This is a genomic window from Shewanella sp. 10N.286.54.B9, assembly GCF_041468565.1.
Lineage (GTDB): Bacteria > Pseudomonadota > Gammaproteobacteria > Enterobacterales > Shewanellaceae > Shewanella.
Window position 1 is genome coordinate 65,503 of record NZ_JBFRIY010000028.1, and the last position, 14,580, is coordinate 80,082.

At 42.0% G+C, this 14,580-nt stretch carries 12 protein-coding genes; 4 read left to right on the top strand and 8 right to left on the bottom strand.

Going from position 1 to position 14,580, the window contains the following annotated elements; translation table 11 throughout:
• Nucleotides 1–49: 49 nt before the first annotated feature.
• Both AB4135_RS10405 and AB4135_RS10410 read left to right on the top strand, forming a co-directional pair.
• Nucleotides 50–544: an adenylyltransferase/cytidyltransferase family protein gene (locus AB4135_RS10405; RefSeq protein WP_371992620.1), complete on the top strand. Its 495-nt coding sequence runs from the start codon at nucleotides 50–52 to the stop codon at nucleotides 542–544.
• The gene (locus tag AB4135_RS10410) at nucleotides 544–1,797 is read left to right on the top strand and encodes a CDP-glycerol glycerophosphotransferase family protein (RefSeq protein WP_371992621.1); all 1,254 of its coding nucleotides are present in this window, start codon (nucleotides 544–546) and stop codon (nucleotides 1,795–1,797) included. Before AB4135_RS10405 ends, AB4135_RS10410 begins: the two co-directional genes overlap by 1 nt.
• Nucleotides 1,798–1,811: 14 nt before the next feature.
• Here AB4135_RS10410 and rfbC read toward each other — a convergent pair whose 3' ends face one another.
• Nucleotides 1,812–2,360, bottom strand: a complete 549-nt coding sequence (gene rfbC / locus AB4135_RS10415) for a dTDP-4-dehydrorhamnose 3,5-epimerase (protein WP_371992623.1) — start codon at nucleotides 2,358–2,360, stop codon at nucleotides 1,812–1,814.
• Between the two features lie 213 nt (nucleotides 2,361–2,573).
• Between rfbC and AB4135_RS10420 the strand changes: the two genes are divergently transcribed.
• Both AB4135_RS10420 and AB4135_RS10425 read left to right on the top strand, forming a co-directional pair.
• On the top strand, nucleotides 2,574–3,986 hold the full coding sequence (locus AB4135_RS10420) for an MBL fold metallo-hydrolase RNA specificity domain-containing protein (protein WP_371992705.1): 1,413 nt from the start codon (nucleotides 2,574–2,576) through the stop codon (nucleotides 3,984–3,986).
• A gap of 217 nt (nucleotides 3,987–4,203) precedes the next feature.
• Complete coding sequence (locus AB4135_RS10425; RefSeq protein WP_371992625.1) at nucleotides 4,204–5,070, top strand: glycosyltransferase family 2 protein; 867 nt, start codon at nucleotides 4,204–4,206, stop codon at nucleotides 5,068–5,070.
• Between the two features lie 149 nt (nucleotides 5,071–5,219).
• On the opposite strand, the gene AB4135_RS10430 is transcribed toward AB4135_RS10425, so the two are convergent.
• From AB4135_RS10430 to AB4135_RS10460, 7 genes are all read right to left on the bottom strand, one after another.
• Nucleotides 5,220–7,154: a polysaccharide biosynthesis protein gene (locus tag AB4135_RS10430; protein ID WP_371992627.1), complete on the bottom strand. Its 1,935-nt coding sequence runs from the start codon at nucleotides 7,152–7,154 to the stop codon at nucleotides 5,220–5,222.
• Between the two features lie 274 nt (nucleotides 7,155–7,428).
• A complete protein-coding gene (locus AB4135_RS10435) occupies nucleotides 7,429–8,388 on the bottom strand; it encodes a DHH family phosphoesterase (RefSeq protein WP_371992628.1) in 960 nt (319 codons plus the stop codon).
• Nucleotides 8,389–8,398: 10 nt separating this feature from the next.
• Nucleotides 8,399–9,043: an adenylyl-sulfate kinase gene (gene cysC / locus AB4135_RS10440; protein WP_371992630.1), complete on the bottom strand. Its 645-nt coding sequence runs from the start codon at nucleotides 9,041–9,043 to the stop codon at nucleotides 8,399–8,401.
• 17 nt (nucleotides 9,044–9,060) lie between these two features.
• Nucleotides 9,061–10,788 carry an SLC13 family permease gene (locus AB4135_RS10445; protein WP_371992632.1) on the bottom strand — a complete coding sequence of 576 codons (1,728 nt, stop codon included), beginning with the start codon at nucleotides 10,786–10,788 and terminating at the stop codon, nucleotides 9,061–9,063.
• A 96-nt stretch (nucleotides 10,789–10,884) separates the two neighbouring features.
• Entirely contained in the window at nucleotides 10,885–12,288 is a 1,404-nt protein-coding gene (cysN, locus tag AB4135_RS10450; RefSeq protein ID WP_371992634.1) for a sulfate adenylyltransferase subunit CysN, read from the bottom strand.
• 166 nt (nucleotides 12,289–12,454) lie between these two features.
• Nucleotides 12,455–13,363, bottom strand: a complete 909-nt coding sequence (gene cysD, locus AB4135_RS10455; protein WP_371992636.1) for a sulfate adenylyltransferase subunit CysD — start codon at nucleotides 13,361–13,363, stop codon at nucleotides 12,455–12,457.
• 15 nt (nucleotides 13,364–13,378) lie between these two features.
• Nucleotides 13,379–14,557: a DegT/DnrJ/EryC1/StrS family aminotransferase gene (locus AB4135_RS10460; protein WP_371992637.1), complete on the bottom strand. Its 1,179-nt coding sequence runs from the start codon at nucleotides 14,555–14,557 to the stop codon at nucleotides 13,379–13,381.
• Between the last annotated feature and the right edge of the window lie 23 nt (nucleotides 14,558–14,580).

Here is a 14,580-nt window from a genome sequence, read left to right on the forward strand (position 1 = left end):
AAATTAACACTTTTATCAATTTAAACTGTTGCAAATAAGAGAGAACATTATGAAAACAATCATTACTTACGGTACGTTCGATCTATTTCACTATGGCCACGTTCGCTTATTTAAGCGCCTTAAAGCCCTAGGCGACAAACTGATTGTGGCGGTATCAACCGATGAGTTTAATGCACTCAAGGGCAAAGCCGCCTTTTCTAGCTACCTGCAACGCGCCGAAATTGTAGAGGCATGCAAATACGTAGATATGGTGGTACCGGAAACCCATTGGCAGCAAAAAGCCAAAGATATCTGCAAATACGATATCAGTATTTTTGGTATGGGAGACGACTGGAAGGGCGAATTTGATGAATTATCAATACTGTGCGATGTTGTTTACTTAGACAGGACTGGCGAGATCTCATCGACTGAGATAAAAAATAGCCTTGCAGACCGTGGCGCTCCTAAAACCCAACTAAGTAACGGTCCCGATGACAATAGCTTAAATAACAGTAATCAAGGTAACGATGGATTGAGTAATATCGGCAACAAGGCCACTAAATAGTGCCACGCTCTTTACGCGATAACTCACTGCTTTGGCTAAAAGCCTGTACTCGAAAGCTAGTATATCAACTGTCGAGGCTGCTTCCGCGTAACCCAAATAAAGCGGTGTTTGGTAGCTACAAAGAGTTATTTTCAGATAACAGTAAGTACCTTTATAAGCATTGGCAACAGCAGCAATTTATCCGTTGTATCTGGATCTCTGCTAATCGAGACGTCATCAATCAGCTAAATCAAAATAAACAAGAAACGTATTATCGCTGGTCTCTACTTGGGGTTTATCATGCACTTACTGCCAAGTACTACTTCTATAACAGTTATATCGGCGACATTAATCAATGGCTCGCTGGCGGCGCCACAAAAATAAACCTTTGGCACGGATCGCCAATGAAAAAAATTGAATTTGATATCGACAATGGCCCCATGTCTGAAGTGTTTAACCCTCAAGGCCGTATCGGCTGGTTAAAACAATCGCTGCTTGCTCACCAGCAACACGTAAAGCCCGACTTAATGCTAAGTCCAAGTCCTTTAGTTGATAGCCTCTTTAGCAGTGCATTCAAGCTTCAAGCGTCACAGCTACTTCGCTGCGGCAATCCGAGAACTGACTATTATCGCACCGAAACGAATCAACAACTGTCACCGCCGCAAACACAAGCTCACTCAACTGAGTTAGCAGCGCTTCGTCAACAAATACAAAACAGACAGTACCAACAAGTCATCTTGTACGCTCCCTCATGGAGAGACAGTTACCAAGGTGATAACCCTTACCGCAATGCATTTGACTGGGCTGCATTATCTGAGCACTTACAACAACATAATCAACTGTTTCTACTGCGACTCCACCCCAATGAAGCCGCATTAGCTCAGCAGTTTAGTGATTTTGCTAACATCATCAATATTTCAGCGATGGAGGATGTCTATGGGTTACTCGATAGTGTCGATTTACTCATCACTGACTATTCATCGCTGTTTATCGATGTATTACCACTGAATATTCCGGTTAGCTTTTACCGTTTCGATAACAAGCATTATCAACAGAACTGCCGCAACATGTATGATTACGTAAGCTCAATGGCTGAAATAGGACCTGAAAGCCTGACGTTTAAAGAGCTATTAATTCAGCTACAGCCAGAGTCAATTAATGCGCTAGCCAGCCAATATCAGCAAAGCTATTTAACAGTAAAAAAAATGTATTGGGGGGAGTCGCCAGCAAGTTCTTTTAAAGCACTAGAGAGTTGGATAAAAACTCGTGATTAATTTAAGCAGCAACGCTAGCGAGCCAACTTAGCAGCGTTAACATCCTTATCTGACAAGATTGGCGTCACTCCTTTTGTTAGCGGCCAATCAATCGCTATATCTGCATCATTCCAAGCAACATGCCCTTCATCTTCTGGTGCATAGTAATCGGTACATTTATAAATAATGTCGGCATAGTCACTTAAGGTTAAAAAGCCGTGCGCAAATCCTGGAGGGATGTATATTTGCAAATGATTCTCGGCTGATAAAATCTGCCCAACCCACTGGCCAAAGGTAGTCGAACCTTGGCGAAGATCGACCGCTACATCAAAAATCTTACCGCTAACCACCCGTACCAGTTTGCCTTGAGGTTTGGTTTTCTGAAAATGCAATCCACGTAGCACATGTTTAGCAGAGCGGCTCATGTTCTCCTGCACAAAATGCGGTGCAATGAGCCCTGCTGCAGCAAACATTGTCTTAAACTCTGATTCCCGATAAGTTTCCATAAAAAAGCCGCGCTCATCGCCAAATACCTTTGGTTCAATCAATAATACATCGGCAATGGCAGTGGAGATAAGCTTCATTAATCAAGGTCCTATAATGAGTCAATAAGTGAGTAATGCGTGAGGCAACGCATTGAATCGATAATGGCAAGAATATACATCCAATCACCGACATCAAGCTAATTTTATTTACGCTATAGTGAGGTCATACTTTACATAGGCGGAGTCACTCAGCTGAATATTATCCATCACGGCGCCGTCAATGGCGTTACAGGTTCCTGCCACCAGCTTGATATTAGTGCTCACTCAAGCATTCTCATTGATTGTGGATTATTTCAAGGCGCGGAAACGGCAGGCAAAACCGCGATTGAACAACTGCCGATAGAGTTTGATATCAGCCATATACAGGCGCTTATCGTCACTCACTGCCATATCGACCATGTCGGCAGAATACCCTATCTGCTTGCCGCGGGTTTTAATAAGCCAATCTATGCGACTGTCGCAACCGCCGCACTGCTGCCTATGGTAATTGAAGATGCGCTTAAAGTGGGCGTAACGCAAAACCAGCGCATGATACAACTCTACCTCAAAAAGCTAAAGCAACTGATCATACCGATTGAATATAACCAATGGTTTAGCTTGGATCTCAAATCAGCTATCACTAACGACATATCAACTGACACCACTGATGTCGCAGCGGCAATGAGCTATAACCAAGCTAAAGCAAAATTCAGCGCCGCTGGGCATATTCTAGGTTCTGCCTATGTAGAGATAGAACTGTCTAATAACTCAGTGGAACAAGGTAAACTAAACTGTGACCAAAAAGCTAACCATAGAGTAGTATTTTCAGGTGATTTAGGTGCAACTCATACTCCCCTTCTCGCCAGCCCTAAAAGCCCCTATAGAGCAGACACATTGGTGATAGAGTCAACCTATGGCGATAAGAATCATCAAGGACGAAAACAGCGCAGTGAGAGTTTAAGGAAGGTAATAGAAAAATCAGTAGCAGATAACGGCGTGGTATTAATTCCTGCCTTTAGTATTGGCCGCACCCAAGAACTTCTTTACGAGCTTGAGCAAATTATTCATCGATACCGAAGTAACAATGAGATGTGGCGACAAATAGAAGTCATAGTCGACTCCCCCATGGCAGCCAAATTTACCGAGCGCTATTTAGAGTTTAAAGCCTTGTGGGACAAAGAAGCCAAGCAGAGATTAAACCAGCATCGACACCCTTTAGACTTTGAGCAACTGTACACAGTAAGCAGCCATCAAGAGCATTTAGCCACCATCCAATACCTGAGTAAACGTAATAAACCTGCAATCGTAATAGCAGCCAGTGGTATGTGCACTGGTGGCCGAATTCAAAACTACTTAGCCAAGCTATTGAGTAAGCCAACCACCGACATTATATTTGTCGGTTACCAAGCTCAAGGAACAACAGGCCGAGAGATCCAAACCTATGGAGCCAAAGGCGGTTACTGCATCATAGGCGGGAAAAGAGTCGACATAAAAGCGGGCATACATACAGTGAGTGGTTACTCGGCCCACGCAGACCAACATAACTTAATAAACTTTGTTAAAGGCATGCGCATAAAGCCAACACTTATTCGCATTGTTCATGGGGACAACCAAGCAAAAAATGCATTGGCTACTGAGTATAGAAAGCTACTGCCAGAAGCAAGAATAGAGATAGGAAAAGGATAAATGACGGGCGTTTAAGCTAAAAGTGATGGGATAAGTACATAGTGAGCAATGTTTGCCGCTAAAACTAACGCGTGACCACACAACTAAAACGCCCCCGAATTTAACTATAATCACACCATTAATGTTTTGCTATCTTGCCACGAAACACCAATGTATATAAAATGTTGATTATTGTTATTTTTATTACATTTAACGTAATCAGCGGATTATTAGAGTTATGTTTATTACCATTGCAATCCCTATCTACAATGCTGAAAAATACGTAGCTAATGCCATTCAGTCAGTGTTAAATCAAGAGCATAAAAATTTCGAATTGATCTTAATTAATGATGGTTCAACAGACAACTCAATGGCTATTGCGCGTTCTATTACAGACTCAAGAATTAGAATAATAGATGATGGTGTGAATAAGGGGTTATCTGAACGGTTAAATCAAATAGCTAAATTGGCTCGTTATGATCTAATTGCAAGAATGGATGCAGATGATATTATTCCTGCAGATCGTATAACACGGCAAATTAAATTCCTTTCTGAAAATCCATCATTAGACTTAGTCAGTATGGGATTGGGTTATATTGATGATAAAGGAGTGAACGATACTTTTAACCCGAGTAATGACATTGAATTTACGCTAGACAAAATGTTAAATGGTAAGCATGGTATATGCCACCCTACCTTGCTGGTACGTAAAAGTTGGTATCAACGAAATATTTATGATCCTAGAATGAAACGGATAGAAGACTCCGAATTATGGCTGAGGGCATACTTAGCTCAAGATCTTAATGTCGGCTTTATATCCGATGTCGGTTATTATTACCGTTCAGACAACACCTTATCAAAATCTAAATACCGCACATCTTTTATATCAAAGATTTTTATGATTGCTAACAAAGATATATGTAAGCGGCTTAAATCTAAACATATAGCCAAATATGCTTTAAAATTACTTATTAATGAGATTATATTCCCATTAGGTATGCAATACCGCTTACTTTCACGTAATTCATCTAGCAACGCTGACGAGTGCGTAATAATAAAATACAATAGTACGCTTGCGATGATTGATAAAAGTTTAAGCAACTAAGAGTTTGCCCCAGTAATAAAAACAAGGGCTATGCATGCACGCCAATCGTCAGCTTCTCCTAGCTTTAGCCAGCCTTTATCGTTTTCAAACTGCTTCCCATCAGAGCTCCCGTGAACGTCCCGCTTTTCACTAACGATTTTTCAACTTGATTAAGATGCAATATTGACCACATTGCCTTCGCAAAGTGCGTTCTTTTTCTCTTGCACAAATAGTAGGTCGCATATCCCATCTTTAGGAGTAAAACCAGTTGGAGCAGACAATAGAATATTTCTGATTTCTTCATGATCAAAGCAATGGCAGGCAGTATCCAATTTTTTCAAAATTACAGAATAATCGCTCCAAGACAAAAAGGCCTCAGAGGCGGTCATTATCCGTTCATGGTTTGTTCCTACAACATTGTCGCCAATCAGCAGCTCTTCATACAGCTTCTCACCAGGTCTAAGCCCTGAAAATGAAACTGTTATATCACCATCAGGATTAATATCATCCTTCACGGTAAAACCACTTAAATGGATCATTTTTATCGCTAAGTCGACAATCTTAATCGGTTGCCCCATATCAAGTACAAACACGTCACCACCAGTTCCCATTGCACCAGCTTGTATAACTAGCTGTGAGGCTTCTGGTATTGTCATGAAAAAACGAGTGATATCAGGATGAGTCACAGTAACAGGACCATTTTTAGCTATTTGTGATTTAAACAAAGGAACAACCGATCCAGAAGAGCCTAAAACATTACCAAAACGCACCATACAAAAACGGGTATTGTGAGCTTCCTTTGCTAAGGCTTGCAAAGCCAATTCAGCCATACGCTTAGTGGTGCCCATTACATTCGTAGGTCTAACCGCTTTGTCAGTAGATATAAGCACAAAGGTTTCGACGTTAGCCGCGATTGCGGCTTTGGCAGTATAAAGCGTACCAAATACGTTATTACGCACTCCTTCAACCACATTGTGTTCAACTAGTGGCACATGTTTATAGGCAGCTGCATGATAAACGGTCTGCACCGAAAAAGATTCCATAATGGCTTGCACACGATTGAGTTTTTGCACAGAGCCTAATAAAGGTAAAACCTCAATCTCAATATTCAATGATGATGCAAGAGCAGATAGCTCTCTATCAATGGCATAAAGTCCAAATTCGGATAACTCAAACAATATCAACTTCTTCGGTGCTAATTGTAATACCTGTCTACAAATCTCAGAACCAATCGAACCACCAGCGCCTGTAACCATAACTACTTTATCGGTGATATTGCTACACATAAGCTCATGGCGAGGCGGAACGGCTTCTCTACCTAACAAGTCATCTATCTCAACTTCTTTAATATCTGAGTACAGTTTTTTGCCACAGACGAGGTCTTTCATTGAAGGGATAGTCATTATTTGCACAGCTAACGGCTCTAGCTTTTTAAGAATGCTTTGCCGCTGACTGCGACCAGCACTAGGCAACGCCAATAGGACTTTTGTTACGGATTTTTGCCTAATCAATTTACGAATAATAGAAGGCGAATGCACATGAACACCTTGAATAATAGTCCCTTGCAGCGACTCGTCATCGTCAACGAATGCAAATGCATGATATTCGTGGCTTTGGTTAAGTGAAGTGAGTAGTTGGCGACCACTCACACCGGCACCATAAATGATAACTGCCTCTCCGAGCTTCTGCCTACCGCTTCCAATAACTGAACGAATAAAAAACCGAGAACCGCCAATCATTACAAAAGCAAAAAAAGCAAAAATAATCGGCACTGTTCGAGGGATAACCCAATTAGCATAGTATGACAAAATAACGAGAGATATTGCGGAGATAAAGATGCCGATAACAATGGCAGATAGCGCTTGCAATCCCATATAACGTAACACGGCCCGATATAACCCTAAACGGACAAATGCAAATATACTAAGAGGCAGAGAAGACAAAATTAATAACCAGTTTTCAGCGACAGCCAAAACTGAAAATGAATCTAATCTCACTAGCATCGCAAGCCAAAACGCGAGAACCAATGAAACCATATCAGTGCAAATACTAAAAATACGCTTATCACGCCTTTTAAGCGCAAACAACATGTGCAATGCGAACATAAAGAACATCCATTTAAACTAACTACAGATCCGTCTGATTAGACGAAAGAATAACAACAATTCCACATAAGAAGCAAATAGTATCACACGTCAAGAATTTGACTAGTTATATTATTATTGACTAACTGTTAATTTAACTAAATGACCAGAATTTAAACTGACGAGCTAAGCTCCTCAAGAAACGGGGCGGGGTAACAAAACGGTTACCCGTAAAAAACAAAAAGCCAACTCTTATTGAGTTGGCCAAAAGATTACATCTCTTTTAAGGTAACACCTATAGCCTGTAATAATCCTCAACAGCTTGCACGAAATGACCTAACGAAGCCTTGGGTAACTGATTAACACCAGCAGCGGCAGAGCGCCCTCCTCCGGTGATAAACTGACTACAGATATCACCTGCACCTTGTTTATTTGATAGTGGTGCGCGTAGCGAAACAGTGTAGGTGTCATCGAGATTATCTGTTAATACCACATGGGCTGACGCTTTATTTTTATTCGCCAATAGATTGCCGTAAACACCACTGATCCGCTTTGCCCAAGGTTGATTTGGAAGCTCAAAAACGGCAAGCTGCTCGCTCTCATGAACAGCAGAAATACTTTTGGCGTTATCCATATCAGCTTCATATGCGATTCTAAGCTGATAAAATGGCGATGATTTATCGGCTATGACCTCAAAAGGATCCTGATAAGGTTTGAGCGCTAAGAACAGCTCAGCGGGGTCAAAATGCAGATCACTTATTGTGGTGCCATAGCCATTATAGTTGATTAATGTACCGAGCTCCTTTAGCTGAGCAGATTGCTCACTCGTTAAACCTACTAACGAGCTTAACTCATCAGCTTTAGCGATAAGATTATCTCCATAAGCAGCTGCAATGGCCCAATGATGGTATTTACCACCTAAAAGCTTATCGACTATCAAAGCCGTGCAAGTGTCAGGGTTTAAGTCAATATGCGCTTCTAATGCAGAACTATCAGGGATATTGCCAGAGCGATGATGATCCGCGTAAAAAACATTCACATTATTAGCAAGTAACGACTCTAAAGCGGAAATGTTCTTTTCCATAGAAATATCAAGTACGGTAACTTGCTGTGCTTTGTCGCTAGGTACCTGCTGCAACAAAGCAATATCACGTTTAACCCCAGTGACCAGCTCATTGTCAGCAGGCGACGCCAACCGCAGTTGCAATAGTGCGATAATACCGTCGGCATCACCATTAAATACATCGTAATTCATGCTCCCCCCTTTAAACTGGCTTTTTAATGGCGAAAAAACCACTAGAGTGTAAAAAATTCACCACCTGCTTTGCACACTCTTCTATCGTGTGGTCTTCAGTAGTGATATGCACCTCTGCAGAAGCTGGGGCCTCATAAGCAGAATCAATACCAGTGAAATGTTTTATCTCGCCCGCTCTAGCTTTTTTATAAAGCCCTTTAGGATCTCTTTGTTCACAAACCTCAAGTGGCGTATCAATAAACACCTCAATAAACTGCCCTTTAGGCAATAGTGTTCTGACTAACTCTCTATCGGCTTGAAACGGAGAGATAAACGCAGTCGAGACAATCAAACCCGCATCCAAAAACAGTTTTGAAACCTCGCCAATACGGCGAATATTCTCAATACGGTCTGAATCAGAAAAACTCAGATCACCATTTAAACCGTGTCGAACGTTGTCACCGTCTAACACATAGGTGGTACAACCAAGCTCATGCAACATTCTGTCGACCGCATTAGCAATAGTCGATTTGCCTGAGCCACTGAGCCCGGTAAACCAAAGTACCGCACCATTGTGGCCATTAGACAATTCACGCTCATTACGTAATACGCTTGCTTGATGCCATACAACATCGGTAGATTTATCTAGAGAATCCATCTCTATATAAGTAGACATAACAATCCTAAACTCATTTAAAACGGGAAAAAAATAGGTACAGCCGCAATCACTATCAACGCGTAAGTGATACTGACCGGCAAGCCTACTTGAACAAAGTGGGCTAATTTATATTGCCCAGCGCTAAACACCATTAGATTAGTTTGATAACCGTAAGGGCTAATAAAACTGCCACTTGCAGCAAATGCAACTGTCATAACAAAAGGCAAAATGTCGACGCCAAACCCTATCGCGACGCTGTAGGCCACAGGGAACATTAACGCCGCAGCGGCATTGTTAGTCACCAATTCGGTCATCAGCCATGTGGCGATATAGATAACGATTAAAGCCAAATAAACGTGCTCTTTATCAACACCTGCATTAAGCCAGCTGCTTAAGAGCTCAACCACACCACTATTGACCAAAGCATGTGACAATAAAATAGCCGAAGAGACAATTAACCATATTCCGGTCGGAAAGCGCCGCATCAGTTCATTAACCGTGACACATTTGCTGAAAACTAATACGCCAAGAAACAGCAGCATACCCTCAAGTAAACCAACCACGCCAACAGCAGCAAGTGCAATCGTGGCAACAAAGCCGCCAACTGACAACCAAGCCTTAGCCCCACTAATGCGAGACTCAGGTTCAACACCACTGATAAAAATAAAGTTCTTGGCAATATTGCGTCTATCTTTAAAGTCATCACCCACTGCTAGCACTAAGAAGTCACCAGCACAAATAGTTACCTCACCTAATTTGCCAGACAAGTTGGCACCATCACGCCTTATGGCAACTACTGCTGCGTCAAATAACGCTCTAAAGCCGACTTTCTTTAATGTTTTGCCAACTAAAACACTTTCAGGCCTAACAACAACCTCCGACAAATTACTACTGAGTAGTCCATTTTGCTCCGAGAATAGAGCCAATCCTGAGAATTGACTAAGCTGCAGTACTTTGGTGATATCACCACTAAAAATTAGCCTGTCACCAAGTTGCAACACTTCAGAAGGTGATACAGGGCTAATTAAACTACGATTTCTCACCACTTCAATAAGAAACAAAGACTCTAAATGGCGTAAGCCGTTTTGCTCCACACTGCGGCCTATTAACTCCGAGCCTTCAATAATTTCTGCATCAATAAAATACTCAGCAGTGTTACGCTGTTCATTGTCTATATCTGGCAACCATCTGCTACAAACGAATAGAACAACTCCACAGCCAGCTACCAACAATAACCCAATCGCAGTGAACGAAAAAAAGCCAAGTGACTCGCCTGCAGCGTCAATATATAAACTATTAACAATCAGGTTTGTAGAGGTACCAATTAGCGTTAACGTTCCACCTAAAATTGCCGCATAAGATAAAGGCAGCAACAGTCTAGATGCAAAATGATGCGGGTTATTTCGTACTGGAGACAGCAATGTGGCAACCACAGCAGTATTGTTCAATAACGCTGAACAGATAGCGGTCACACCAAATAACCTCAGCCAAGTCGAGTGATAACTTTGCACTATCACTTTTGACGCCAAAATTTTAAGTAAGCGTGTTTTCTCAAGTGCAAACGAGCAAAAAACCAATAGAATTAGGGTAACTAACCCCGGGTTAGCGATGCTCGATAAAAGTTGCTGTTGCGACACCAAGTTGAATGCCACCAGCAGTAAAAGTACCGCACCAAAAATTGGCACTGTTCGTGTTTGATAGCGGATCAAACAACCGATAGTGGCTATAAACAAACCAAGAGTTAGATAAGCATCGGTCGACATATCAATTCACTATAGAAAGAAAAAAATATCAAAAGAAACAAAGCTTGCGATAAACAGCAACCTCAACGTTGAGGTTGCTGTTGCTGTTGCGTCAACCTAAACGATTTTCTTCGCGTCCCAATGTGGGAAGTGCTTGCGCACCAAAGCATTCATCTCAACTTCAAACTCTGAGTATTGATGTGCTTTAACCTTCTCTCCATCGAGAACGTTACCAATCATGCCAGCACCAACAGTTACGTTAGTTAGGCGGTCGATCACAATAAATGCCCCAGTACTGCGGTTGTCATTGTACGCATCAAATTGCACAGGCTCAGTCACGGCAAAGTGGCAGTTACCAATCTCATTCAGCGCTAATTGCGACGCTTCTTGCTGCTGTAAGGTATTCACATCCACTTTATAGTTAATCGCGTCAACATAGCCGTAAACAGACTTACTGCCTACTTTGATGACATACTCTCTGTCTAAACAAAGTGACTCCTCAGTCATCCATACCACGTCAGCAGAAAAATGTGCCGACGAGTTTGGCTGCTCATGAGGTCTCACCAACATGTCACCACGGCTAACATCAACCTCATCCGCCAAGGTAAACGTAATGGCCATACCTGCACTGGCTTTTTGCAATTCGCCGTCAAAAGTCACAATCGATTTAACCTTGCTCTCTTTACCAGACGGTAAAGTAACAACAGTATCACCAACCCGGATATCACCCGATGCAATGGTGCCGCAAAAGCCGCGGAAATCTAGGTTGGGACGATTAACATATTGCACCTGAAAACGAAATGCGCTGTTGCGATCTTTTTCGACTGAAACGGTATTAAGTAGCTTAAGCAACGTTGAGCCTGGATACCAGCTCATGGCTTCGCTTTCGTTAACCACGTTATCGCCTTTAAGTGCTGAAATAGGCACAAAGCGAACGTCTTCAAAAGCTAAGTCAGTGGCGAATTCACGGTACTCTTGCTTAATTTTTTGATACACGTTTTGGTCGTAATCAACCGCGTCCATCTTATTGATAGCGATAACGACGTGCTTAATACCAAGCTTGGAACAGATAAAGCTGTGACGTCGAGTCTGAACTTGTACACCGTGGCGAGCATCAATCAAAATAATTGCTAAATCACAAGTCGATGCACCAGTCGCCATGTTGCGAGTGTACTGCTCATGGCCTGGGGTGTCAGCGATAATAAACTTGCGCTGCTCGGTGGAAAAATAACGGTATGCCACGTCAATGGTGATCCCTTGCTCACGCTCTGACTGCAAACCATCAACTAACAAAGCAAGATCAAAGGCTTCGTCAGTGGTATTAAAACGCTTAGAATCCTTTTCAATCGCTGCCATTTGATCTTCAAAAATCATTTTGCTGTCAAATAACAAGCGACCAATTAGAGTAGATTTACCGTCATCGACACTGCCGCAAGTAAGCACTCGAAGCATATCTTTGTTTTCATGGACTTTTAAATAAGCTTCAATATCAGAAGCGATTAGAGATGTGTTAGACATCATTTATTCCTTAAACAATCGTGCCATTTTCATCATTGAGCATTCGCCTTTCAACATTGTTCGTTGAAGCTTGTCAATAAAAAACGACACGTTAATAATGTAATGGTTCAATATGGTTGAATGCCGTGTTTATAACGTAGATAAACACTCCAAAATGAGGTTTTAAAAATTAAAAATAACCTTCCATTTTTTTCTTTTCCATCGAACCAGCAGAATCATTATCAATGACACGACCTTGGCGCTCTGATGTTGTACAAAGCAACATCTCTTGGATTATTTCGGGCAATGTTTCAGCTACAGACTCAACAGCCCCGGTTAATGGATAACAACCTAAGGTTCTAAAGCGCACCATTTTATGTTGAACAACTTCGCCCTCATTAAGCTCCATACGTTCATCATCAACCATGATTAAAGTGCCATCGCGCTCAACCACTGGGCGCTCTTTAGCAGTATACAGTGATGGGATCTCAATACCTTCGGAATAGATATACTGCCAAATATCAAGTTCAGTCCAATTAGACAGTGGGAATACACGGATACTCTCGCCTTTATCCACCTTGCTGTTGTAGATGTTCCACAGTTCGGGGCGCTGGTTCTTTGGGTCCCATCTGTGTTTACTATCACGGAATGAATAAACCCGCTCTTTAGCGCGAGATTTCTCTTCATCACGACGAGCACCACCAAAAGCCGCGTCAAAACCATGCATATCTAACGCTTGTTTCAACCCCTCTGTCTTCATGATATCGGTGTGCTTTGCACTGCCGTGTACAAATGGGCTACACCCCATTTCCATTCCACGAGGGTTTTTGTGCACAATTAAATCAAAGTTATGCTTTTCCGCCATTTGGTCACGAAACTGGATCATCTCTTTAAATTTCCAGTTAGTATCCACATGCATTAAAGGAAATGGAATTTTTCCTGGGTGAAAAGCTTTTCTCGCAAGGTGCAGTAATACTGAAGAGTCCTTACCGACAGAATACAGCATCACAGGATTGTCAAATTCTGCAGCTACCTCTCGCATAATATGAATAGACTCTGCTTCGAGCGCTTTTAAATGAGTGAACCTACTATTTTCCATTTGAATAAATTACCTTTAAATTTTCGCAGCTTTAGTGATAACAACTTTAATCGCATCACAAGTTTTTTTAATCTCAATAGGAGTCAACGTTGGGTGAACTAAAAACATTAAGGACGTCTCACCCAATTCCACCGCATTCCGTAAACGTTTTTTAGGGCGCCATGGTGTATTGTCAAACGCTTTCTCTAAATAAACCTCCGAGCAACTTCCTTGAAAACAAGGTACACCCAGCGCAACAATTTCTTCTACGATTCGATCACGGCTCCAACCGTCCTTTAATTGTTCAGCTTGAACAAACAAGTAATGCTTATATTCTGCATGTTCAATGTAATCGGGGACATTAACTGTACGAACTAAGTTAATACCAGTAACGGCCTCATCAATTGCCGCTGCATTAGCTTGTCGTAGTGCAGTCCAATCATTCATCCGCGTTAGCTGAATTCGGCCGATTGCCGCCTGCATTTCCGTCATGCGCCAATTAGTGCCAAATGATTCATGCAACCACCGGAATCCTGGGGGATGCTCGCGCTCATAAATAGCTTCAAAACTCTTACCGTGATCTTTGTAAGACCACATTTTTGACCAGAGCGCCTTGTCATTAGTGGTTACCATGCCACCTTCGCCGCCAGTGGTCATGATCTTATCCTGACAAAAACTCCACGCACCGATATGACCAATACTCCCCACGCTGCGGCCTTTGTATCTAGCACCATGAGCCTGAGCACAATCTTCAATAACGTAAAAACCGTGCTCTTTGCTTAACGCCATAATTGCATCCATTTCCGCGGGCATACCCGCAAGATGCACCACGATCACCGCTTTAGTTTTTGGTGTTAAAACGGCAGCGATTGATTCTGCAGTAATATTTTGGCTATTTAAGTCCACATCGGCAAACACAGGGTCTGCACCGCTCGTCACAATTGAGGAAGCTGAAGCTAAAAATGTACGAGAGGTCGTAATAACCTCATCACCTTCTCCTACATCTAACGCTTTTAATGCCAGATCTAACGCCAACGTGCCATTTGCTAATGCGACGGCATAATTTGAATCAGTAAAAGACGCAAACTCTTTTTCAAAATCGCGCCCTTCGGTACCGGTCCAATAATTAACTTTATTGGATAATAAAACCTGTGAAACTTTATTGGCTTCAACTTCAGTAAATGAAGGCCAAGGAGAAAAAGGGGTATTTAACATCTGAAAACTCTTTTTGAGAATAA

Excerpts from the sequence above, each read along its gene's own strand:
- AB4135_RS10405 (WP_371992620.1), top strand. The coding sequence starts at position 50 with ATGAAAACAATCATTACTTACGGTACGTTCGATCTATTTCACTATGGC.
- rfbC (WP_371992623.1), bottom strand. The coding sequence starts at position 2,360 with ATGAAGCTTATCTCCACTGCCATTGCCGATGTATTATTGATTGAACCA.
- AB4135_RS10425 (WP_371992625.1), top strand. The coding sequence starts at position 4,204 with ATGTTTATTACCATTGCAATCCCTATCTACAATGCTGAAAAATACGTA.
- AB4135_RS10430 (WP_371992627.1), bottom strand. The coding sequence starts at position 7,154 with ATGTTCGCATTGCACATGTTGTTTGCGCTTAAAAGGCGTGATAAGCGT.
- AB4135_RS10435 (WP_371992628.1), bottom strand. The coding sequence starts at position 8,388 with ATGAATTACGATGTATTTAATGGTGATGCCGACGGTATTATCGCACTA.
- cysC (WP_371992630.1), bottom strand. The coding sequence starts at position 9,043 with ATGTCTACTTATATAGAGATGGATTCTCTAGATAAATCTACCGATGTT.
- AB4135_RS10445 (WP_371992632.1), bottom strand. The coding sequence starts at position 10,788 with ATGTCGACCGATGCTTATCTAACTCTTGGTTTGTTTATAGCCACTATC.
- cysN (WP_371992634.1), bottom strand. The coding sequence starts at position 12,288 with ATGATGTCTAACACATCTCTAATCGCTTCTGATATTGAAGCTTATTTA.
- cysD (WP_371992636.1), bottom strand. The coding sequence starts at position 13,363 with ATGGAAAATAGTAGGTTCACTCATTTAAAAGCGCTCGAAGCAGAGTCT.
- AB4135_RS10460 (WP_371992637.1), bottom strand. The coding sequence starts at position 14,557 with ATGTTAAATACCCCTTTTTCTCCTTGGCCTTCATTTACTGAAGTTGAA.